We start from the raw sequence: 21329 nt of genomic DNA, 5'->3' as shown, positions 1-21329 counted from the left end.
CCGGCGGCTTCGATCGGGTGCTGACCGGCCTGGCGGCTTCGATCAGGAGGTGCAGCCGGACGGGACCGAGTCCGCCGAGGGGACGGAGGCGACGACCGTGGTGGCGATCGGGGCGGCCCACTGCAAGGCCTCGCCGTAGAAGTGCGGCACCCGTACGGTCACCGGGGTCTCCCGATCCAGGGTGGTCAGCACGGTGGCGTCGACCTCCTCCACCGCGTGCCAGCACACCGCGTTGACCAGGTAGACATGGTCGGTGGGGCTCACCTCGGGCGCGGTGCCACCGCAGGCCACCGTCACGGCCGGATCGCCGTAGGCGGCGTTCTGCTCCGGCCCGGCGCTCACCGGCCGCTGCGGCAGGTCGCGGATCGAGGCGGGCAACTGGGACAGCAGGGCGCGGCAGACCGTGGCCGGTCGCTCGGCCAGCGCCGGGGCGGCCATCTCGACCGGGGCGGTGGACTGCGGCCGGGGTACGGTCGGCGAGGGGGAGGCCGTGGGGGTCGAGTCCTCCGGCGCCAGATTGACGAAGGCCAGGGTGCCGACCAGCAGGGCCACCGGCAGGGCCACGGCCGTGGCGACCAGGGCCGCGGTGCGGCTGGTCCGGTCGGTCCCCTTCGGGGTGCCCTTCTCGCTGGTCTCGGTGGGAGATTCGGACATGGTGCCCACTTACAACCGCACCACCGAACACGTCAGGGTCCGGGTGATCCCGGGCACCATCTGCACGTTGCTGACGATGAGTTTGCCGAGCTCGTCGACGGTGTTCGCCTCGGTGAGCACGACCACGTCGTACGGCCCGGTCACCGCGTCGACCCGGACCACGCCGGGAAGATCCGCGATGAGACCGGCCACGTCACGCGCCCGGCCGACCTCTGTCTGGATGAGGATGTACGCCTGTACCACGACTCGACCTCCCTCCGTCGCCGCCTGCCAGGCGGCCCGAAGGGAGAAAGTACCTTACGGACCAGGTGTGATCCCTATCGGCGGCCGAGGAGAAGCGGTGAGCGAGCGTACCTTCAGGTTCGGCGGGGTGGCCCCAGACGCCGCCGCGGAGTGTGGCGGAGTGGCGGCGTGAGTGTCGCGGGGGTCGGCGAGTTCGGCCTGATCGACCGGGTCACCGCCCGGTTGTCCTACGGATCGACCGTGTTGCTCGGGCCGGGTGACGACGCGGCCGTGGTCGCCGCACCGGACTCCCGGGTGGTCGCCTCCACCGACGTGCTGGTGGAGGGGCGGCACTTTCGCCGGGACTGGTCCGAGGCGTACGACATCGGTCGTCGGGCGGCGGCGGCCAACCTGGCCGACGTGGCGGCGATGGGGGCGGAGCCGACCGCCCTGCTGGTGGCCCTCTGCGTGCCGACGGAGGTGGAGACCGGCTGGGTCGAGCAGCTCGCCGACGGCATCGGTGCCGAGGCGGCCGGGGTGGGCGCGAGCGTGGTCGGTGGGGACATGTCGGCCAGCCCCACCCTGACCATCGCGGTCACCGCCCTGGGCGATCTGGCCGGACGGCCCCCGGTGACCCGGTCCGGCGCCCGACCGGGCGACCTGGTGGCCCTGGCCGGGCGCACCGGCTACGCCGCGGCCGGGTTCACCGTGCTCTCCCGTGGCTTCCGCACCCCCCGGCTGCTGGTCGAGGCGTACCGGCGGCCGGAGGTGCCCTACGCGGCCGGTCCGGTGGCCGCCCGACTCGGCGCCACCGCCATGATCGATATCTCGGACGGGTTGCTGGCCGACCTCGGGCACGTGGCCAGGGCCAGCGGGGTGGCCGTCGACCTGCGCCGGGAGGCCTTCGAGGTGCCACCGCAGATGCGCGACGCCGCCCAGGCCCTCGGGGTCGACCCGTACGCCTGGTTGCTGGCCGGTGGCGACGACCACGCGCTGGCCGCGACCTTCCCGCCGGAGGTGGAGCTGCCGGACGGGTGGCGTCCGATCGGTCGGGTGGCCGAGGGCCGTGGGGTGACCGTGGACGGGGCACCCTTCGACGGCCCGGCCGGCTGGGACCATTTCCGCTGAGCCCCTGCCAGGGTCCCCTGGTCGCCGGCGGTGCGGGGGTGGGCTGGTCGTACGCTGAACAGGTGCAGCAGATCGAGATCCACGTGGTGCCGTTCGACTCTCCGGTGGCGCAGCGACTGATCACCTCCGCGCTGGCCGACCTGGGCGCCCGGTACGGCGGTGACGGCGACGAGACCCCGGTCGAGGCCGGCGAGTTCACCCCGCCGCACGGCACCTTCCTGGTCGCCCACCTGGACGGTGAGCCGGTCGGCTGCGGTGGTTGGCGCAGTCACGGCAGCGACGGCGAGACGGCCGAGTTGAAGCGGATGTACACCGCCCCGCAGGCCCGTGGCCGGGGGGTGGCCCGTACGGTGCTGGCCGCGATCGAACGCTCCGTCCGTGAGCAGGGCCGCAAGCGGATCATCCTGGAGTGCGGGGACCGGCAGCCCGAGGCGATCGCGATGTACACCTCGGCCGGCTACGAGCGCATCCCCAACTTCGGCTACTACGCCGCCGAGCCCGGCTGCCTCTCCTTCGGCCGCACCCTCTGACATCCCGCTGGAGGGTCGGCGGACACGACGATGCCGGCGGGCCATCGAGGCCCGCCGGCGATGCAGATCGTGGTGCCGGTGCTACCGCGTCAGGCGCGGGTGACCTTGCCCGCCTTGATGCAGGAGGTGCAGACCTTCAGCTTCTTGGTCGTGCCGCCACCGGCCGGGGTACGCACCGACTGGATGTTCGGGTTCCAGCGGCGGTTGGTCCGCCGGTGCGAGTGGGACACGTTGTGGCCGAAGCCCGGTCCCTTGCCACAGACGTCGCACACGCTAGCCACGGGATACTCCTGGGATTGAAACGTTCATGAGGTCGCCGCCAGGCGATGCCCGGGCAACCTGGCCAGGTTACCCGATGGTGAAAGCCCTCGCCCAACCGGGCTCGGCAGCGTGACCGCCGTCGGCGGCCCGGTCCAGGGGGCCGACCACGACGCAGGCCCCGCTGGTCACCGGAGCGTACCGGACACGCCGGCCCGGCAGCGACTGTCAGGGTACGCCAGTAGGCTTCCCAGCGTGCTGGACACCCTCGATGCCGCCGCCGTGCGCCGCTGGTGCGCCAGCGGGCTGGCCACGCTGAAGCGGCACCAGGGGGAGATCGACGACCTGAACGTCTATCCGGTGCCCGACGGCGACACCGGCACCAATCTGGTGCTGACCCTCACCTCGGCGCAGCAGGCCCTGGCGATGAACCTCGACACGGTCGCCGACGGCGCCGCCACCCCGCACGGGCACGCCCTGCGGCTGATGGCCCGAGGGGCCCTGCTCGGCGCCCGGGGCAACTCCGGGGTGATCCTGTCGCAGATCCTGCGGGGCTTCGCGGACGCCCTGGCCACCACCCCCAGGGTCGAGGGCCCGGAGTTGGCCGCCGCCCTGCGTGCCGCCACCACCGCGGCCTACTCGGCGGTCGCCCGGCCGGTGGAGGGCACCCTGCTCTCCGTGGTCGCCGCCGCCGCCGAGGCGGCCGAGCGGGCCGACAGCCCGCAGCTGCGGGTGGTCGCCCGGGAGGCGGCGGATGCGGCCGCCCAGGCCCTGGCGCGTACCCCGGAGCAGTTGCCCGCCCTGGCCCGCGCCGGGGTGGTCGACGCCGGTGGGCGCGGGCTCTGCCTGCTGCTGGACGCCCTGGTCGAGGTGGTCACCGGAGAGAGCCCGCAGCACCCCGAGCCACCGCCGACCATCCCGCCCCGGAGGGTGCCCCCGCCGGCCACGGCCGCCCGGGAGACCGGCTCCCCGGAGTACGCCTACGAGGTGCAGTTCCTGCTCGACGCCGAGCCCGAGGCGGTCGGCCGGATGCGGGACACCCTGGCCGCCCTGGGTGACTCGCTGGTGGTGGTCGGCGATCAGGGCACCTGGCAGGTCCATGTGCATGTCAACGACGTCGGGGCGGCGATCGAGGCCGGGGTGGTCGCCGGTCGCCCGTACCAGATCTCGGTGACCCGCTTCGCCGACCAGGTCCCGCCGAGGCCGGTCCGCGCGCCGGACGGTCGGGCCGCCGTGGTGGTCGCCGCCGGGGCCGGGATCGCCGAGCTGCTCACCCGGGAGGGCGCGGTGGTGGTGCCCGGCAATCCCTCCACCGGGGAACTGCTGGAGGCGGTCTTCGGCACCGGGGCGGCCCGGGTGGTGGTGCTGCCCAACGACCCGGACGCGCAGGCGGTGGCGAACCAGGTAGCCGAGGAGGCGCACCGGTCGGGGGTCAAGGTCAGCGTGGTGCCCACCCGCTCTCCGGTGCAGGCACTGGCCGCGCTGGCCGTACGCGATCCCCGCCGCCGCTTCGAGGACGACGTGATCGCGATGGCCGAGGCCGCCGGGGCCTGCCGGTACGCCGAGGTCGTGCACGCCGGGCGGGACGCCCTGACGGTCGCCGGTCCCTGCCGGGCCGGTGACGTGCTGGCCCTGGTCGAGGGGGAGGTGCATCTGATCGGCGCCGACCTGGTCGACACCTGTGTGGCCCTGGTCGACCGGCTGCTGGGTGGCGGCGGTGAACTGGTCACCCTGCTGGTCGGGGCGGATGCGCCGGACGGGCTGACCGACGCGGTGTCCACCCACATCGCCCGCCGGTGGCCCTTCGTCGAGGTGCAGGCCTACCCGGGCGGGCAGCCGCGCTATCCGTTGCTGGTGGGTGTCGAATGACCGCAGAGCCGTCCACCGTGGACACCCCCCTGGCCAAGCTGGTCGGGGAGAAGACCGCCAAGGCGCTGGCCGGGCATCTGGACCTGCACACCGCCGGTGACCTGATCTACCACTTCCCGCGCCGCTACGACGAGCGCGGCGAGCACACCGACATCCGCTCCCTCGACGTCGGCGAGCAGGTCACCGTGCTGGCCCAGGTGCAGCGCACCGCCGTACGCCCGATGCGGCAGCGCCGGGGCAACCTGCTGGAGGTCACCGTCGGGGACGGCTCCGGGGGCAGCCTCACCCTGACCTTCTTCGGTAACCAGGCCTGGCGCGAGCGGGAACTGCGGCCCGGCCGGTGGGGGCTGTTCGCCGGCAAGGTCACCGATTTCCGGGGCCGACGACAGCTCAACGGGCCGGAGTACGTCCTGCTCGGCGACCAGACCGACGGGGAGGCGGCGGCCACCGAGCAGATCGAGGAGTTCGCCGGGGCCCTCATCCCGGTCTACCCGGCCGCCGCAGCCGTACCGACCTGGGTGATCGCCCGCTGCGTACGGGTGGTGCTGGACACGGTGGCTCCCCCGGAGGACCCCCTGCCGGCGGGGGTACGGGCCAGCCGGAACCTGGTCGGCCTGGGCGGTGCCCTGCGGGAGATCCACCGGCCCTCCAGTCGGGAGGAGCTGTACCGGGCCCGTCGGCGGTTGAAGTGGGACGAGGCCTTCGCCGTGCAGTTGACCCTGGTGCGGCGCAAGCACCAGGCCGCCGCCTCGCCCGCCCGGGCCCGGCCGCCCCGGACGGACGGTCTGCTGGCGGCCTTCGACGCCCGGCTGCCGTACGAGCTGACCGGCGGCCAGCGTGAGGTCGGTGCCGAGATCGCCGCCGACCTGGCCACCGGCCATCCGATGCACCGGCTGTTGCAGGGTGAGGTGGGCTCCGGCAAGACCGTGGTCGCTCTGCGCGCCATGCTCCAGGTGGTCGACGCGGGCGGGCAGGCCGCGCTGCTGGCCCCGACGGAGGTGCTCGCCGCCCAGCACTACCGGGGCATCCTCGACCTGCTCGGCCCGCTGGCCCAGGCCGGTGAGCTGGGCGCCGCCGAGCACGCCACCCGGGTGGAGCTGGTCACCGGCTCCCTGGGGGCGGCGGCCCGGCGCCGGGCCCTGGCCGAGGTCGCCGGTGGCGCCGCCGGCATCGTGCTGGGCACCCACGCCCTGCTGTACGAGGGGGTCGACTTCGCCGACCTGGGGCTGGTGGTCGTCGATGAGCAGCACCGGTTCGGGGTGGAGCAACGCGACGCCCTGCGGGCCAAGGCGGAGCAGCCCCCGCACGTGCTGGTCATGACCGCCACCCCGATCCCCCGTACGGTGGCCATGACGGTCTACGGCGACCTGGAGATCTCCACCCTGTCCCAGTTGCCCCGGGGCCGGTCACCGATCGCCTCCCATGTGGTGCCGGCCGCCGAGAAGCCGGCCTTCCTGGACCGGGCCTGGCGGCGGCTGCGCGAGGAGGTGGCCGCCGGCCATCAGGCGTATGTCGTCTGCCCGCGTATCGGTGAGGCCACTGCCGAGGAGGAACCACCGGCGGTGGACGACAACGGTCGACGCCCGCCCCTGGCGGTGACCGAGGTGGCCCCGTTGCTGGCCGAAGGGCCACTGCACGGGCTGCGCATCGGGGTGCTGCACGGTCGGCTGCCGGCCGACGAGAAGGACGCCGTGATGCGCTCCTTCGCCGGCGGGGAACTGGACGTTCTGGTGGCCACCACGGTGGTCGAGGTCGGGGTGGACGTACCCAACGCGACCATGATGGTGGTGCTGGACGCCGACCGGTTCGGGGTCTCCCAACTGCACCAGTTGCGGGGCCGGGTGGGTCGGGGCAGCGCACCCGGGCTCTGTCTGCTGGTGACCGAGGCGACCGAGGGCAGCAGCGCCCGGGAGCGGCTGGACGCGGTGGCCTCCACCACTGACGGGTTCAAGCTGGCCGAGCTGGATCTGGAGCAGCGGCGCGAGGGCGACGTGCTGGGGGCCGCCCAGTCCGGGCGGCGGTCCCACCTGCGCCTGCTGTCCCTGCTCCGCGACGCCGATCTGATCCGGGACGCCCGGGCCGAGGCCATCACCATGGTCGAACAGGATCCGGAACTGGCCCGGCAGCCCGCCCTGGCCGCCTCGGTGGCCGCCCTGGTCGACGCCGACCGCGCCGAATACCTGGAAAAGGGCTGACCCCCCCGGGGGTCCCTACCCGGTCGAGGCGCGCTACCCCCCGGCTGCCTCCTGGACGCGGGAGAACCGCCCCTGGCGTTGTGCTCACCTGAACCCGCTCACCATGATCGCGCTCGATCCTGGATCGAGTGGTCTCGGGCTGGCTCGAAGGCACTCGATCCTGGATCGAGTGGCCATCGGCCTGTATCGGAAGCGATCGATCTGTGCTCCTTTCGGATGGTGTGGCTCGTTGGGAGGGCTCGACGCCGGTCGCGTAGCGTCGGCGGCATGAGCGGAAGCAGGCTCGACAGCAGGCGCAGGTGGGTGCCCGGTCTCAGGTGCGAGGTCGGGTTCGGCGGCGTCCCCGGCAGTGGGCGATGACCCGGATCGTGGCCGGCAACCTGGGTGGCCGGCGGATCGCCGTACCACCGGGAGTCGGCACCCGACCCACCTCAGATCGGGTACGCGAGGCCCTGTTCAGTTCCGTGCAGGCGGAGATCGACCTGGTCGGGGCCCGCTTCGCCGACCTGTACGCGGGCTCGGGTGCGGTCGGCCTGGAGGCCCTGTCCCGGGGAGCGGGGCACGTGCTGCTGATCGAATCCGACGCCCGGGCCGCCCGGGTGATCAGGGAGAACATGGCGATCCTGCGCGCGGCACCGGCCGCTCGACTGGTCACCGGGAAGGTCAGCGCCGTGCTGGCGGCCGGCCCGGACGGCGAGCCCTACGACGTGGTCTTCGCCGACCCGCCGTACTCCCTGTCGCCCGAGGGGGTGCGGGCGATGCTCACCGCCCTGGTCGAGGGCGGTTGGCTGGCCCCGGAGGCCATGGTGGTGGTGGAACGGTCGACCCGCAGTGAACCGGTCGACTGGGTGGAGGGGATCACTGGTCAGCGCAGTCGTCGGTACGGCGAGACCACCATTTGGTACGGTCGCCGATCATGAGACGTGCGGTGTGCCCCGGCTCGTTCGATCCGGTCACCAATGGTCACCTCGACATCATCGGCCGAGCCAGTCGGCTGTTCGACGAGGTGATCGTCGGCGTTCTGATCAACCAGTCAAAGACCGGACTGTTCACCATCGAGGAGCGGATAGCCATGCTCCGCGAGGTGACCGCCTCCTATGACAACGTCCGGGTGGAGTCCTTCCGGGGGCTGCTGGTGGACTTCTGCCGCGCCCAGCAGGCGAGCGTACTGATCAAGGGCATCAGGGCGGTCAGCGACTTCGACTACGAACTCCAGATGGCCCAGATGAACATCGGCCTGGCGGGTGTCGAGACGTTGTTCATGCCCACGAACCCCCTCTACTCCTTCCTCTCCTCCAGCCTCGTCAAGGACGTGGCCAAGTGGGGCGGCGACGTAACCCCCCACGTCCCCGACCTCGTCCGCGAAGCCCTCAAATCCCGCCTGACCCCCCCACCCCCCACCCCCTAACCCACGCGCCCTCACCCCTTTTCCCCGTCGATCTTGCAGTTTTGGTCGCTGCTTTGTCCGCTTGTGCGGCTTATGCGGGGACGAAAAGTGCAAGATCGGCGGGGAAAGACGGGGGTGTGGGAGCGACTCGCCGGGGGTGGGGGTGTGGCGGTGGGTGGGGGGTGGGACGACATCATTGGATGAAGCGGGAGACTGGCCTTAGCCCGCATGATGTAGGTCGGCCTGACCAACGACAGGAGTGAGGTGCCGGTGGACCCGCTCGACCGCATCGAGGAACTGATTGCCATCGTGGAGCAGGCGCGCTCCGTCCCGATGTCGCGCACCAACTGCATGGTCGATCGGGGCGAGATGATCGCTGCTCTCGACGAGTTGCGTGCCGAGCTTCCGGCTGACCTGCGCCGGGCCGCCGCTCTCCTGGAGGAACGCGACAAGATCATGGAGGCCGGCAAGCGGGAGGCCGACCGGATCATCAGCGAAGGTGAGGCGGAACACGCCCGCCTGGTCTCGGTGAACGAGATCACCGTCTCCGCCGAGCACGAGGGCGCCCGGATCATTGCCGAGGCCCGGGCCGAGGCCCAGCGCCTGCGCGAGGAGGTCGACGACTACGTCGACACCGCGCTGGCCAACTTCGAGCAGTTCCTCACCCGGGCGCTGGCCTCGATCGAGCGCGGGCGGGACAAGATGCACGCGCTGCGGGAGATCGGCACCTTCGGTGGTGAGGAGACGGAACGGCCGCTACCGTTCTGAGCGGCCCGACCGCATCGGCGCCGCGATCTTCCAGCCACACCGACCAGAGCCGGCGACAATCCGGAGACCGGCAGCCGACCGGAGCCCGGGAACCGGCGATCGTTCGGAGCTGGCCTGCCACCCGCATCCGCCCCGCCGCCAGCGGTGGGGCCGCCCCCGGTTCGACGTTCGAGTGCCTGTCCAGGTAACCTCGTTTGTCGGCCTCTCACCGGCCGGAGTCTGACTATGCCCAAACACACGCCTTCTTCACTCGACCCCAGGTCGCCGCTGGTCCTCGACACGAGGGAGCTGCCGCGCCGACCTGGTGCGTTGCGTACCGTCGAACGGGTGGTTCAGGCACCGTCGGACCTCGGCGTTGAGTTGATCGGCGTGCCGGAAGGCGCGGACCTCGAACTCGATCTGCGGATGGAGTCGGTGTCCGAGGGCGTGCTCGTGTCGGGGACCGTCAGCGGTTCGATCCGGGGCGAGTGCGGTCGGTGCCTACGCGAGATCGACGACTCGGTGACGGTGACCATCCAGGAGCTGTACGCGTACGAGAACAGCACCACGGACGCCACCACCGAAGAGGACGAAGTCGGTCGATTGCAGGGTGACCTGATCGACCTGGAACCGGCGCTGCGGGACGCGGTGGTGCTCGCACTGCCGACCAACCCGCTCTGCCGTCAGGACTGCCCGGGCCTGTGCCCCGAGTGTGGGGTGCACTGGGACGATCTGCCGGCGGACCACAGCCACCAGCAGGTCGACCCGCGTTGGGCGGGCCTGTCGCAACTGACCCGTACAGAGGAGTAAGAACCGTGGCCGTCCCCAAGCGCAAGATGTCGCGCAGCAACACCCGGTCCCGCCGGGCGAACTGGAAGGCCGCGGCGGTCGCGACCGTGGCCTGCCCGCAGTGCAAGTCCCCCAAGCTGCCGCACGCCGCCTGCTCCGTCTGCGGCACCTACAACGGCCGCCAGGTTCTCGAGGTCTGACCCGGACGCCGCGTGACGTCTCCGACCGCGAGTCGGGCGACACGCACGCCCCGGCGATCGCCCGCTGCTCCCGCCGACGCCGGCCGGCTCTCCCCGGCCGGCGTCGTCACGGAGCCGGGTACCGCACGGATCGCCGTTGACCTCCTCGGCGGGGACGACGCTCCCGACGTGGTGGTGGACGGCGCTCTACGGGCGGTGCGCGCCGACCCCGACCTGCACCTTCTCCTCGTCGGCCCGACCAAGGCAGCCGGCGTGCTGGTGAGCGCCCTGGACCCGGCCCAACGGGCCCGGGTGACGCTTCGACCGGCGCGTACCGCCGTCGGCATGGCCGCCGATCTCACCACGGCCCGCGCCGACACCACCGTCCGGGCGGCCGTCGCCGCGGTCCGCACCGGTCAGGCCGACGCGGTGGTCTCCGCCGGCTCGACCGGTGCCACCGTCGCCGCCGCCGCTCTCGGCCTGGGCCGCTGGCCGGACACCCGACGGCCGGCGCTGGCCGCCACCCTGCCGGGCACCTCCGGGCCGGTCGTACTGCTCGATGTCGGCGGCTCGATGGAGTCGGGCCCGACGACCCTGACCCGGCACGCCGTGCTCGGCGCCGCGTACGCCGCCATCAGCCACGATCTCGCCGCCCCCCGGGTGGGGCTGCTCTCGGTGGGCACCGAACCCGGTAAGGGCGACCGTTCCCGCCGGCTGGCCGAGCCCCTCCTGAGCGCGGTGGAACTGCCCGCTGACGCCCGGTACGTGGGCCTGGTCGAGGGGTACGACGTCTGCCTCGGCACGCGCGCCGATGTGGTGGTCACCGACGGGTTCACCGGTAACGTGCTGCTCAAGGCGATCGAGGGCGCGTACGCCATGGCCGGGGGGCCACCCCCCGATGGGGGCGCGCCTCGGGCGGCCGCGCTGCTCGGGGTGGCCGGCACCGTGGTGGTCTGTCACGGCGCCGCCCGCCCGGCCGACATCGCTTCCGGCATCGCACTGGCCGCCCACCTGTGGCGGCGAGCCGCCACCGACCGGGTCGCCGCGCTGCTCGCCGCCGACCGCATCGATCGCACGACCGACACCGAGGTACGCACATCATGAGCAATGACAATCGACGGCGCCCCTCCATCGGCCACCTCGAGGCAGCCTTCGGCGTGTCAATGGACCCGGACCTGCTGGAGCGGGCCCTGACCCACCGCTCGTACGCGTACGAGAACGGTGGCCTGCCGACCAACGAGCGGCTGGAGTTCCTCGGCGACTCGGTACTCGGGGTGGTGATCACCACCGCCCTCTTCCACAACCACCCGGACCTGCCGGAAGGGCAGTTGGCCAAGTTGCGGGCCAGCGTGGTCAACATGCGGGCCCTGGCCGATGTGGCCCGGGGCCTGGGCCCGGACGGGCTCGGCCCGTACCTGCTGCTGGGTAAGGGGGAGGAGACCACCGGGGGCCGGGACAAGGCGAGCATCCTCGCCGACACCCTGGAGGCCCTGCTCGGTGCGATCTACCTCCAGTACGGGCTGGACACCGCCGCCATGGTCATCCACCGGCTGTTCGACCCGCTGATGGCGGAGTCGGCCGGTCGGGGTGCCGCCCTGGACTGGAAGACCAGCCTCCAGGAGCTGACGGCCGCGCTGGGTCTGGGTGTGCCGGAGTACCGGATCGAGGGGGCCGGACCGGATCACCTGAAGACCTTCACCGCCTGGGTGGTGGTCGCCGGCAACCGGTACGGCGGCGCCGACGGGCGCAGCAAGAAGGAGGCCGAGCAGCGGGCCGCCGAGTCGGCCTGGCGGACCCTGAACGCGCAGGCCGAGGCTGACCGGGCGGAGTCGGCGACGGACGAGCCCGCGGTCGCCGGGGTGGCCGCCGACCCGGTAGCGGTCGGCGACGGGCGGATCGGCGCGGACAGCGGCCGGCCCGAGGTGCAGGCGCCAAGTGCCTGAGCTGCCCGAGGTGGAGACCGTCCGCCAGGGGCTGGCCCGCTGGGTCACCGGCCGACGGATCGACTCGGTCGAGGTACGCCACCCGCGGGCGGTACGCCGCCATCTGGCCGGGGGTGCCCACTTCGCCGACGTGCTGGCCGGGCGGACCGTGCTGGACGTGTGCCGACGCGGCAAGTATCTCTGGCTGCCGTTGGACAGCGGGGACGCGGTGATCGGGCACCTGGGCATGTCCGGGCAGCTGCTGCTGCAACCGGCTGCCGCCCCGGACGAGACCCACCTGCGGGTCCGCTTCCGGTTCGCCGACGAGGGCCCGGAGTTGCGCTTCGTCGACCAGCGTACGTTCGGCGGGCTGTCGGTCAGCGAGGGCGGCGCGATCCTGCCCTCGGAGATCGCCCACATCGCCCGGGATCCCCTGGATCCGCACTTCTCCGACCAGGACTTCGTCACCGCGCTGCGCCGTCGGCGAACCGAGGTCAAGCGGGCCCTGCTCGATCAGACCCTGATCTCCGGGGTGGGCAACATCTACGCCGACGAGGCGCTGTGGCGGGCCGGACTGCACGGCACCCGCCCGACGGACGCCCTGACCGGCCCGGCGGTGGGGCGGCTGCTGGGCCACGTACGCGACGTCCTGGGTGAGGCGATCGTCGCGGGCGGCACCAGCTTCGACGCCCTGTACGTCAACGTCAACGGGGAGAGCGGCTACTTCGATCGGGCCCTGAACGTCTACGGCCGGGAGGGTCAGCCCTGCCGGCGGTGCGGCGCCCCGATCCGCCGGGAGGCCTTCATGAACCGGTCGTCGTACAGCTGCCCCCGCTGCCAGCCCCGCCCCCGCGCCACCCTGCGGGGCTGACCCGGATCACGGGGCGGGGCAGGGCAGCCGCCAGGCGTCCAGGGTGCGGTTCTTCCGGATGGAGGCGAATCCGTACCCGACGCTGGTGACACAGAAGTCCGTCAGGGTACCGGCGTACTCGACATGGAAGACCGGCTTGCCGGCGTCGACGAAGGGCAACAGCTTCGCGCACCGCTTGAGGCGTACGCATTCCTCGTCGACCGCGAAGTCGAAGTCCGGCTCCAGCGCGGCCACCTGCCCCAGGTTGCCCAGCAGGCCGGGGGAGAGGTCCAGCGAACGGGCCAACCCCGCTACCCGGCGGTTGAACTGCAACTGGTCGTCGAACTCCAGCGGGAAGCCGGGGGAGCGGGCGTAACCGTCGGCGTCGGCCAGCAGCACCGCGCCGAAGCCCTTGCCCCGGCAGAGCCGAAACCGGTCGGCCAGCACCGGCCGCAGGGCCTCCCATCGGCGTACGTCCAGCCACCGGCGACCGGTGCGGGCAGCGGTCGCGCCACGGACCTGGGGTGCGAACCGGGTCGCATCCGGGTCCTGCGGATGCACCGAGCCGACATGCACCTGGCAGACCAGCCGGCGGTCCAGGGCCCGCAGCTCACCGGTCTGCGCCGAGGTGGTGGCTACCGGATCCAGGACGAACACGTCCGCCTCGACCGTCAGGTCCAGCGGGCCGTCGAGCTGCCACTGCCACCGCCACAGCCGGGCCGAGGCGGCCGGCCAGGTGGTCGGCGCCCCGGGCGGGGTGAGATCCGGCCGGCAGGCGGCCGGCGACACCAGCAGCGTGAGGGCCAGGGCGGCGAGCAGTACCCCTCGTACCGGTCGCCCGCCCAGCCCGATCCGCATCGCCAGCTCCGCAGGTAGCGCCGGCGGCGTCCTGCCGCCCGAGCCGGTACGCCGGCCCGGCGTACCTCACCCGGTAGAACGAGCACAGACCCGACAAGGACTCGCGGCTGCGGCTGATGGCGACCCGGCGGCGGTCCGTCGCGCCGGCTCAGCGGGGTTTGGCGAAGACCTGGGTCCAGTACGGCCCGTTGCTGCTGGCCACCCCCACCCCGATCTCGGTGAAGGTGCAGTTGAGGATGTTGGCCCGGTGCCCGGGGCTGTTCATCCAGGCCTCCATCACCGCGGCGGGCGACTGCTGGTTCCAGGCCACGTTCTCGCCGTAGGTCTGCCAGGTGTACCCGACCCGGTCGATCCGCTGGCCCGGGTCGCTGCCGTCGCTGCCGGTGTGCGACATGTTCCGGTTGTCGGCCTGGTCCTGGCTGTGTCGCTGGGCCGCCGTCATCAGCTTGTCGTCGATGCTCAGCGCGCCGCAGCCGGCCTTGGCCCGTTCCTCGTTGACCAGTTCGACGACCTGGGTGGTCTGGGCGGTGGCGGACCCGACCGTGGCGGGTGGGGTGGTGGCCGTGGCACCCCGGCTGGGGCTGCCTCGACGTTCGGCGGCCTGCTGGGAGGGGGTGCTGCTGCGTGCGGGTGCGGTGGGGCTCGGCTTGGCGGTGCGGCTGGGCTTCGGTGCGGGGGTGGCGCTGGGCGAGAGGCTGGGGCTGGGGCTCGGCGAGTCGGTCGGGTCCAGGGTGTCGATCGGCTCCTCCGGATCCACCAGCGCCGGTCCGGTGGCCACCGGACCCTCCTCGGCCGTGGTACCGCTCGGCGCCTTCTCCCCGGGCAGGGCCAGGGCGGCGATCCCGATGCTCACGACCAGGGTGGCCGCCGCGGCGGCACCCCCCAGCACCAGGGGACGCGACCGGCGGCGGTGCGCGGGCCGGGGCTCCGCCTCGGTCATCTGCGTACCGATCTCGGTCGGCTGCGCACCGGCCTCCGACGGCCGAGAGTCGGCCTCGTACGGCTGAGCGTGGTGCGGCCGGGTGCCGGAGTGCCGCCAACTGCCGGCGTACCCCTGGTCCGGCTGCCACCCGGCCTGGTACGGCTCGGGAGCGGCGTACGGGTCGGCCTGGTCGTACCGCGCGGCCTGATACGGCTCAGGTGTGACGTACGGCTCCGGGACGGTGTACGGCTCGGGGGAGGTGTACCCGTCGGGGGCGGCGTGTCGGGCGGGCTGGGGGTCGGTCCAGCCGCCGACCTGGGTGGTCGGCTCCTCGGCCCGCCAGCCGCCGTCGTGGCTGCCCGGCGCGGTGCCGCCGTACGGTGCCTCGGCCGCCGGCCAGGCGGAGTCCCGGTAGTGCCGGCCGCTGCCGTGATCGACGCCGTGATCGTGACCAGTGGGCTCGGCGGACCGGTGTGGGCTCTGCCACTGTTCGGTGGGCTGGTGGTCGTACCACCGGTCGGAAGAACTGTCGGGTTCGTCACCGAACAGGTACGACGAGCGCGGCGCCGGGCGGTCGGTCAGCCAGGCCGGGTCGTCGTTCGGTGGCTCGGATCGCCGGGTGCCGTCCGGGTCGAGGGGGTCGTTCCAGCCGTGCACGCCTGTCGCCTCCACGGGTCAATTACGGGCCGGGGTGACGCTACGTGCTTGCTTTGAACAGCAGCAACGTGGCTAAGAAAGAGTTAAGGGGACCCTGTACATCCGGGTGAGGTATTCCGTCGAATCGGTGCGTAGAGTTGGGTTGTCCGGACAGAGTGTGTCCGCGCCGTGTGGCAGCCTCCCAAGATGGGTCTGGTCGACGCAGAGATGATCTACGGCCTGCGAGAACTTGACGAAACGGGGACTGTCGGCTCAATATGGAGGTGTCGCCAGTCGCGCCCGGCCGTGCCCAGATTCCGTGGGAATGGTAGTCGCGTACACCAAGGGCGCGCGTTGGCCGGCCTCTCCGGCAGCGCAATTCAAGGAGTCAACATGGCGAAGGCCCTCTTCGGCCACGTAGGTGCGGCGCCCGACCGGCGCCTGCTCGACGAGGTCACCCGACTGCGTGCCAGGGTTCAGTCACTGGAGTTCGAGATCACGCGGCTGCGTGCCGAGAATGATCGGCTCGCGGCGGCTGCGGCGGAGACGGATGATCTTCTTCGTCTCGCCGAACCCGCACTCACCTGATCAACCTGGCCGCCACAACCGAATAGCACGACCGCACAAAAAGCGCGCCGACACCAAGTGCCGGCGCGCAATTCTGTGCCCCACTGATCCGTCCGTAACTGATCCACTCGGTGTGTGAATGATCGAACTGGTTGTCCGACCAGGGTGAATTAGGGACGCCGGTGACATCACCGCCGGGTGGGTCGCATCGCACCGGTCATCCGGTGCCGGGTTAGTCTGCGGGTTCACCAAGGTCCGCGCAGCCGGGCGACGGTACGGCGGCCACCGGACGAGGATCGAGAAGGTGCATCTCAAGAGCCTGACGGTGAAGGGCTTCAAGTCCTTCGCCTCCGCGACGACGCTGAAGCTGGAGCCCGGGATCACCTGCGTGGTGGGCCCGAACGGCTCCGGCAAGTCCAACGTCGTCGACGCCATCGCCTGGGTGCTCGGCGAGCAGGGGGCGAAGGCGCTGCGGGGCGGCAAGATGGAGGACGTCATCTTCGCCGGCACCGCCGGGCGGGCCCCCCTGGGCCGCGCCGAGGTGACCCTGACCATCGACAACACCGACGGCGCCCTGCCGATCGAGTACACCGAGGTCTCCATCACCCGCCGGATGTTCCGCTCCGGTGAGAGCGAGTACGAGATCAACGGCGACACCTGCCGCCTGCTCGACATCCAGGAGCTGCTCTCCGACTCCGGCATCGGCCGGGAGATGCACATCATCGTCGGGCAGGGCCGACTCGACGGGATGCTGCACGCCAAGCCGGAGGACCGGCGGTCGTTCATCGAGGAGGCGGCCGGGGTCCTCAAGCATCGCAAGCGCAAAGAAAAGGCCCTGCGCAAGCTGGACGCGATGCAGACCAACCTGAACCGGCTGACCGACCTCACCGCCGAACTGCGCCGTCAACTCAAGCCGCTGGGTCGCCAGGCCGAGGTGGCCCGCCGCGCCGCGGTGATCCAGGCCAGTCTGCGCGACGCCCGGCTGCGGCTGCTCGCCGACGACCTGGCCACCCTGCGTACCACCCTGGACAAGGAGATCGCCGACGAGACCGCCCTGCGGCACCGGCGCGAGGAGGTGGAGGCCGAGCACACCGAGGTGCAGGGCCGCCTAGGTGAGCTGGAGGAGGCCCTGGCCGCGGACGCGCCGTTGCTGGCCGCCGCCCAGGACACCTGGTACAAGCTCTCCGCCCTGCAGGAACGCTTCCGGTCCATCGAGCAGCTCGCCGTGGAACGGCTGCGGCACCTCAGCGCCACCCCGGACGACGAGCGGCCGGGCCGGGACCCGGACCAGTTGGAGGCCGAGGCCGAGCGGGTCCGGGAGCAGGAGGAGGAACTGCGCGCGGCGCTCACCGACGATCAGGTCCGCCTGGCCGAGGCGGTGGAGCACCGGCAGGAACTGGAACGGCAGCTCGCCGCCGCCGAGCGGGAACTGGTCGCCGCCGCCAAGGCGATCGCCGACCGTCGTGAAGGGCTGGCCCGGCTGACCGGCCAGGTCAACTCGGCCAGGGCCCGGACCACCAGCGCCGGTGAGGAGATCGAGCGGCTGGCCGCCGCCCACGCCGACGCCATGGCCCGGGCCGAGCGGGCCCAGGCCGACCTGGACGCCGTGGCGGAGCAGTCCACCGAGGCCGACCGGGACAACGCCGACCTGGACGCCCGGCACGCCGAGGCGGTCGGTGTCCAGGAGCAGGCGCAGGCGACCGTCCGCTCGCTGTCCGACGCGGAACGGGCGGCGGAGAAGGACGCCGCCACCTGGAAGGCCCGCGAGGAGGCCCTGGCCCTCGGCCTGCGTCGCAAGGACGGTGCCGGTGCCCTGCTGGCCCGCACCGACCAGGTACCCGGGCTGCTGGGCAGCCTGGCCGGCCTGCTCACGGTGGCCCCCGGGCACGAGGCGGCCCTGGCCGCCGCCCTGGGCGGGCTGGCCGACGCGGTGGCGGTCAGCGGGGTGGACGAGGCGGTCGAGGCGATGCGGCTGCTGAAGATCTCCGACGCCGGGCGTGCCGGGCTGCTGGTCGGCAGTCCGGCCGGGCCGGGGATGTCCGGTTCCGCCGAGGCGCTGCGCCCCAAGCTGCCCGACCGCGCGCACTGGGCCCCCGACCTGGTCGAGTGCGACAGCCGGATCCGTCCGGCGGTGCACCGGGCGCTGCGCGACGTGGTGCTGGTAGACGATCTCGCCGCCGCGGCGGAGGTGGTCGCCGCCAACCCTGAGCTGCGGGCGGTAACCCGCGAAGGAGACCTGCTGGGGGCGTACGCGGCGGCCGGCGGCTCGGCGAAGGCCCCCAGCTACATCGAGGTGCAGGCGGCCGTCGAGGAGGCCCGGGCCAACCGACTGGCCGCCGAGGAGACCAGCGCGGAACTGCGCGGACAACTGGTCGAGGCCCGGGCGGCCGTGGCCGAGGCCAAGGAGCGGGTGCAGCACGCCGCCGCGGCGAAACGGGAGGCGGAGAGCCACCGCAACGCCGCCGCCCGCCGGCTGGCCGAGTTGGGTGCCGCCGCCCGGTCCGCCAAGGCCGAGACCGACCGGCTGGGCGAATCGCGGGCCCGGGCCGAGGCCGCCCGGGAGCGGGACCTGACCGCCCTGGCCGAGTTGGCGGAGCGGCTGCGCCTGGCCGAGGCCACCCCGATCGACGCGGAACCCTCCACGGAGGAACGCGACCAACTGGCGGCGATGGTGCCGCAGGCCCGGCAGAACGAGATGGAGGTCCGGCTAGCGGTGCGTACCGCCGAGGAGCGGGTGTCCTCCATCGCCGGGCGGGCCGACTCGCTGCGTCGGCAGGCCGCCGCCGAACGGGCCGCCCGGGAACGGGCCGCGGCGCGGCGGGCGGCGCGGGTCCGGGGGGCGGGCATCGCCCGTGCCGTGGCCGGTGGGGCCCGGGAGGCGCTGACCCGGCTGGCCACCAGCATCGCCCGGGCCGAGGAGCACCGCGACGCGGTGGCCCGGGCCCGGGCCAGCCGCGAGGCGGAGCTTCAGGAGGTGCGGGCCGCCGCGAAACGGCTCGGTGCGGAACTGGAGCGGTTGACCAGCCAGGTGCACCGCGACGAGGTGGCCCGGGCCGAGCAGCGGCTGCGCATCGAACAGTTGGAGGCCAAGGCCGCCGAGGACTTCGGGTTGACCGTGGAGACCCTGATCGCCGAGTACGGGCCGAGCCAGCCGGTGCCGCCCACCGAGGCCGAGGTGGCCGCCGCCGAACGCGACGGCCTGCCGGTGCCCGAACCGGTCCGCTACGAGCGCCCGGTGCAGGAGAAGCGGGCCGCCAAGGCCGAACGCGAACTGGCCCTGCTGGGCAAGGTCAACCCCCTGGCGCTTGAGGAGTTCGCCGCGCTGGAGGAGCGGTACAAGTTCCTCTCCGAGCAGTTGGAGGACCTCAAGGCGACCCGGCGTGACCTGCTCACCGTGGTCAAGGATGTCGACGACCGGATCCTGGAGGTCTTCGCCAGCGCCTTCGCCGACACCGCCCGGGAATTCGAGCAGGTCTTCACGGTGCTGTTCCCCGGTGGGGAGGGGCGGCTGGTGCTCACCGACCCGGACGACCTGCTGACCACCGGGGTGGAGGTCGAGGCCCGCCCACCCGGCAAGAAGATCAAGCGGCTGTCGCTGCTCTCCGGTGGTGAGCGGTCGCTGACCGCGGTGGCGATGCTGGTGGCCATCTTCCGGGCCCGGCCCAGCCCGTTCTACATCATGGACGAGGTCGAGGCGGCGCTCGACGACGTGAACCTGGGTAGGCTGATCACTCTGCTCGCCCAGTTGCGGGAGAAGAGTCAGCTCATCGTCATCACCCACCAGAAACGGACCATGGAGATCGCCGACGCCCTGTACGGCGTGACCATGCGGGGCGGGGTGACCCAGGTGATCAGCCAACGGCTCAACCGGGCCGACGGAGACGACGAGCGGCGAAGCCGCGGCGAGGAGAACGGTTAGTGGCTCGGGAACGCGCGTCAGCGCTCCTGGTGGACCTCGACGGCGTACTGCGGCGTTGGGACCCGGCGGTCGCCGCCGGGGTGGAGCGGGAGTACGGCCTCTCCACCGGGGTGCTCGGGGAGATCGCCACCTCCTGGGGGATGCTCCAGCCGGTGCTCACCGGCCGGGTCAGCCACGCCGACTGGATGTCCAGTGTGGTCGACGCGCTGACCCCCGCGGTGGGGGACCCGGAGCGGGCCCGGGCGGCCGTGGAGCAGTGGCAGCGCTACCGCGGTGAGGTCGACCCGCAGGTGTTGGCGTTCATCCGCGAGGTGCGGGCCGCCGGCATCCGGGTCGGGTTGGGCACCAACGCCACCGACCTGCTCGACGCCGACCTGGCCGCCCTGGACCTCACGGACGAACTCGACGTGGTGGTCAACTCCTCGGCCATCGGCATCCACAAGCCGGCCAAGGAGTACTTCCAGGCGGCCTGTGTGGCCCTGGAGACCCCGCCGGACCGGGTGCTCTTCGTCGACGACGAGGACCGGGCGATCAACGGGGCCCGGGTGGCCGGGCTGTCGGCGTACCGCTGGAACGGGCCGGAGGACCTGCGCTATCTGCGGGCCGTGCTGGCCTACTGAACGCGGGTCACTCGCCGGTCACCCCGTCGATCGCCTCGCGGATCAGGTCGGCGTGCCCGTTGTGCCGGGCGTACTCCTCGATCATGTGCAGGTAGACCCAGCGCAGGCTGACCTCATGGCTCTTCTCGGCGCGGCGCAGGGTGAAGACCTCGTCCAGGTCGTGGCCGGCGGTGGCCGCGTCGGCAGCGGTGATCTCGGCGCGGAACGCCGCGAAGTCGGCCTCGGGGTCGGCGGTGTCCACGGTGTTGAACTCGGCGTCCGGGTCGGCGTCGAAGTCGTACAACTCGGGTAGGTCCTCGCCGGCGAAACACTGCCGGAACCACGACCGCTCGACGACGGTCATGTGCCGCACCAGACCGAGCAGGGTGAGCGTGGACGACGACACGCTCGCCGTCCGTAGTTGCTGGCCGGTCAGCCCGGCGCACTTGAGCAGCAGGGTGTCACGGTGGTAGTTGAGCCAGCCCTCCAGCATGGTGCGCTCGTCGGCGCGGTAGGGCTCGCTGCGGCGGTCGATGGGCGGTGCGGTCCATGTCATGCCGGTCATCGTGCGGCCCGGGTACGACAACGGCGAGCGAATTTCGGGCTTCGATGTCAGGGCACGACGACGACCGGCCAGCGGCCGGTGCGGACCAGGCGGGTGGCGACCGAGCCGACCAGGCGATGCCCGGCCTGCTCGGAGGAGCCCACCACGACCGCGTCCGCCTGGGTCTCGTCGGCCGCGGCGCAGAGTTCGGCGTACGCGTCGCCGCGCCGACACAGGAAGGTCACCGGTACGCCCAGTTCCTCGGCGCTGCGCCGGCACTCCTGACGCAGGTCCTCGGCCAGTTCGTCATGGCTCTGCTGCACCGCCTCCGCGACGAGGTCGGACAGAACCGCGTAGGCGGTCGGCGAGCTGACGAAGACCACCACCAGCCGGGCGCCCTGGCGACGGGCCAGCCCGGCGGCGTACGAGGCGGCGCGCAGCGAGGTCCGGGTGCCGTCCACCCCGACCAGCACGACCCGTGGCCCGTCGGTGCCCCGCTCGAAGGGCACCGGCCGGGCCTGCGGGCCGTACTGCTGACGATCAGCGGTGTTCAT

Annotated in this window: 22 protein-coding genes; 15 read left to right on the top strand and 7 right to left on the bottom strand. The window is 72.5% G+C overall.

Annotation, left to right across the window (positions count from 1 at the left end; all coding sequences use genetic code 11):
- Positions 1-42: 42 nt before the first annotated feature.
- Both ACGFIK_RS01855 and ACGFIK_RS01850 read right to left on the bottom strand, forming a co-directional pair.
- Complete coding sequence (locus ACGFIK_RS01855) at positions 43-654, bottom strand: DUF3515 family protein (protein WP_327022287.1); 612 nt, start codon at positions 652-654, stop codon at positions 43-45.
- A 9-nt stretch (positions 655-663) separates the two neighbouring features.
- The gene (locus ACGFIK_RS01850; RefSeq protein ID WP_013732068.1) at positions 664-897 is read right to left on the bottom strand and encodes an Lrp/AsnC ligand binding domain-containing protein; all 234 of its coding nucleotides are present in this window, start codon (positions 895-897) and stop codon (positions 664-666) included.
- 168 nt (positions 898-1065) lie between these two features.
- Between ACGFIK_RS01850 and ACGFIK_RS01845 the strand changes: the two genes are divergently transcribed.
- Positions 1066-2004 carry a thiamine-phosphate kinase gene (locus ACGFIK_RS01845; protein WP_327022286.1) on the top strand — a complete coding sequence of 313 codons (939 nt, stop codon included), beginning with the start codon at positions 1066-1068 and terminating at the stop codon, positions 2002-2004.
- Positions 2005-2066: 62 nt separating this feature from the next.
- Positions 2067-2534, top strand: coding sequence for a GNAT family N-acetyltransferase (locus ACGFIK_RS01840; RefSeq protein WP_327022285.1), 468 nt, complete (start codon positions 2067-2069; stop codon positions 2532-2534).
- Positions 2535-2623: 89 nt separating this feature from the next.
- Here the strand turns inward: ACGFIK_RS01840 and rpmB are convergent, their stop codons facing one another.
- Positions 2624-2815 carry a 50S ribosomal protein L28 gene (rpmB, locus tag ACGFIK_RS01835; protein WP_007075181.1) on the bottom strand — a complete coding sequence of 64 codons (192 nt, stop codon included), beginning with the start codon at positions 2813-2815 and terminating at the stop codon, positions 2624-2626.
- 232 nt (positions 2816-3047) lie between these two features.
- Between rpmB and ACGFIK_RS01830 the strand changes: the two genes are divergently transcribed.
- From ACGFIK_RS01830 to mutM, 10 genes are all read left to right on the top strand, one after another.
- Positions 3048-4661, top strand: a complete 1614-nt coding sequence (locus ACGFIK_RS01830) for a DAK2 domain-containing protein (RefSeq protein WP_327022284.1) — start codon at positions 3048-3050, stop codon at positions 4659-4661.
- A complete protein-coding gene (gene recG / locus ACGFIK_RS01825; protein WP_327022283.1) occupies positions 4658-6856 on the top strand; it encodes an ATP-dependent DNA helicase RecG in 2199 nt (732 codons plus the stop codon). The genes ACGFIK_RS01830 and recG overlap by 4 nt, the downstream gene beginning before the upstream one ends.
- 356 nt (positions 6857-7212) lie before the next feature.
- Positions 7213-7776: a 16S rRNA (guanine(966)-N(2))-methyltransferase RsmD gene (rsmD, locus tag ACGFIK_RS01820; protein ID WP_327022282.1), complete on the top strand. Its 564-nt coding sequence runs from the start codon at positions 7213-7215 to the stop codon at positions 7774-7776.
- The gene (gene coaD / locus ACGFIK_RS01815) at positions 7773-8264 is read left to right on the top strand and encodes a pantetheine-phosphate adenylyltransferase (protein WP_327022281.1); all 492 of its coding nucleotides are present in this window, start codon (positions 7773-7775) and stop codon (positions 8262-8264) included. Before rsmD ends, coaD begins: the two co-directional genes overlap by 4 nt.
- Positions 8265-8513: 249 nt before the next feature.
- A complete protein-coding gene (locus tag ACGFIK_RS01810) occupies positions 8514-9011 on the top strand; it encodes a hypothetical protein (protein WP_327022280.1) in 498 nt (165 codons plus the stop codon).
- A 225-nt stretch (positions 9012-9236) separates the two neighbouring features.
- Entirely contained in the window at positions 9237-9800 is a 564-nt protein-coding gene (locus ACGFIK_RS01805) for a YceD family protein (protein ID WP_327022279.1), read from the top strand.
- A 5-nt stretch (positions 9801-9805) separates the two neighbouring features.
- On the top strand, positions 9806-9979 hold the full coding sequence (gene rpmF, locus ACGFIK_RS01800) for a 50S ribosomal protein L32 (protein WP_013732077.1): 174 nt from the start codon (positions 9806-9808) through the stop codon (positions 9977-9979).
- A 129-nt stretch (positions 9980-10108) separates the two neighbouring features.
- Entirely contained in the window at positions 10109-11062 is a 954-nt protein-coding gene (locus tag ACGFIK_RS01795) for a phosphate acyltransferase PlsX (RefSeq protein ID WP_327027234.1), read from the top strand.
- The gene (rnc, locus tag ACGFIK_RS01790) at positions 11059-11901 is read left to right on the top strand and encodes a ribonuclease III (protein ID WP_327022278.1); all 843 of its coding nucleotides are present in this window, start codon (positions 11059-11061) and stop codon (positions 11899-11901) included. Before ACGFIK_RS01795 ends, rnc begins: the two co-directional genes overlap by 4 nt.
- A complete protein-coding gene (mutM, locus tag ACGFIK_RS01785; protein WP_327022277.1) occupies positions 11894-12751 on the top strand; it encodes a bifunctional DNA-formamidopyrimidine glycosylase/DNA-(apurinic or apyrimidinic site) lyase in 858 nt (285 codons plus the stop codon). Before rnc ends, mutM begins: the two co-directional genes overlap by 8 nt.
- Before the next feature lie 6 nt (positions 12752-12757).
- On the opposite strand, the gene ACGFIK_RS01780 is transcribed toward mutM, so the two are convergent.
- Together ACGFIK_RS01780 and ACGFIK_RS01775 are read right to left on the bottom strand one after the other, a co-directional pair.
- Complete coding sequence (locus ACGFIK_RS01780) at positions 12758-13588, bottom strand: endo alpha-1,4 polygalactosaminidase (protein WP_327022276.1); 831 nt, start codon at positions 13586-13588, stop codon at positions 12758-12760.
- 148 nt (positions 13589-13736) lie between these two features.
- Positions 13737-15182, bottom strand: a complete 1446-nt coding sequence (locus tag ACGFIK_RS01775; RefSeq protein WP_327022275.1) for a CAP domain-containing protein — start codon at positions 15180-15182, stop codon at positions 13737-13739.
- Between the two features lie 357 nt (positions 15183-15539).
- On the opposite strand from ACGFIK_RS01775, the gene ACGFIK_RS01770 reads away from it, so the two are divergent.
- The 3 genes from ACGFIK_RS01770 to ACGFIK_RS01760 all read left to right on the top strand — a co-directional run bounded on the left by ACGFIK_RS01770 (position 15540) and on the right by ACGFIK_RS01760 (position 20252).
- Positions 15540-15734: a hypothetical protein gene (locus ACGFIK_RS01770; RefSeq protein WP_327022274.1), complete on the top strand. Its 195-nt coding sequence runs from the start codon at positions 15540-15542 to the stop codon at positions 15732-15734.
- 283 nt (positions 15735-16017) lie between these two features.
- Positions 16018-19632, top strand: coding sequence for a chromosome segregation protein SMC (gene smc, locus ACGFIK_RS01765; RefSeq protein ID WP_327022273.1), 3615 nt, complete (start codon positions 16018-16020; stop codon positions 19630-19632).
- On the top strand, positions 19632-20252 hold the full coding sequence (locus tag ACGFIK_RS01760; RefSeq protein WP_327022272.1) for an HAD-IA family hydrolase: 621 nt from the start codon (positions 19632-19634) through the stop codon (positions 20250-20252). Before smc ends, ACGFIK_RS01760 begins: the two co-directional genes overlap by 1 nt.
- 7 nt (positions 20253-20259) lie before the next feature.
- On the opposite strand, the gene ACGFIK_RS01755 is transcribed toward ACGFIK_RS01760, so the two are convergent.
- Entirely contained in the window at positions 20260-20787 is a 528-nt protein-coding gene (locus ACGFIK_RS01755) for a DinB family protein (RefSeq protein ID WP_327022271.1), read from the bottom strand.
- A gap of 56 nt (positions 20788-20843) precedes the next feature.
- Positions 20844-21329: a universal stress protein gene (locus ACGFIK_RS01750; protein WP_327022270.1), complete on the bottom strand. Its 486-nt coding sequence runs from the start codon at positions 21327-21329 to the stop codon at positions 20844-20846.

The sequence above is a fragment of the Micromonospora sp. NPDC048871 genome, assembly GCF_043198155.1.
Lineage (GTDB): Bacteria > Actinomycetota > Actinomycetes > Mycobacteriales > Micromonosporaceae > Micromonospora.
The sequence above is the reverse complement of the archived record's forward strand: the minus strand, read 5'-3'. Positions and strand labels throughout refer to the sequence as shown.

Coding starts and splice junctions, on each gene's coding strand:
- ACGFIK_RS01855 (WP_327022287.1), bottom strand. CDS start 654: ATGTCCGAATCTCCCACCGAGACCAGCGAGAAGGGCACCCCGAAGGGG.
- recG (WP_327022283.1), top strand. CDS start 4,658: ATGACCGCAGAGCCGTCCACCGTGGACACCCCCCTGGCCAAGCTGGTC.
- rsmD (WP_327022282.1), top strand. CDS start 7,213: ATGACCCGGATCGTGGCCGGCAACCTGGGTGGCCGGCGGATCGCCGTA.
- coaD (WP_327022281.1), top strand. CDS start 7,773: ATGAGACGTGCGGTGTGCCCCGGCTCGTTCGATCCGGTCACCAATGGT.
- ACGFIK_RS01805 (WP_327022279.1), top strand. CDS start 9,237: ATGCCCAAACACACGCCTTCTTCACTCGACCCCAGGTCGCCGCTGGTC.
- rnc (WP_327022278.1), top strand. CDS start 11,059: ATGAGCAATGACAATCGACGGCGCCCCTCCATCGGCCACCTCGAGGCA.
- ACGFIK_RS01780 (WP_327022276.1), bottom strand. CDS start 13,588: ATGCGGATCGGGCTGGGCGGGCGACCGGTACGAGGGGTACTGCTCGCC.
- ACGFIK_RS01770 (WP_327022274.1), top strand. CDS start 15,540: ATGGCGAAGGCCCTCTTCGGCCACGTAGGTGCGGCGCCCGACCGGCGC.
- ACGFIK_RS01755 (WP_327022271.1), bottom strand. CDS start 20,787: ATGACATGGACCGCACCGCCCATCGACCGCCGCAGCGAGCCCTACCGC.
- ACGFIK_RS01750 (WP_327022270.1), bottom strand. CDS start 21,329: ATGAACACCGCTGATCGTCAGCAGTACGGCCCGCAGGCCCGGCCGGTG.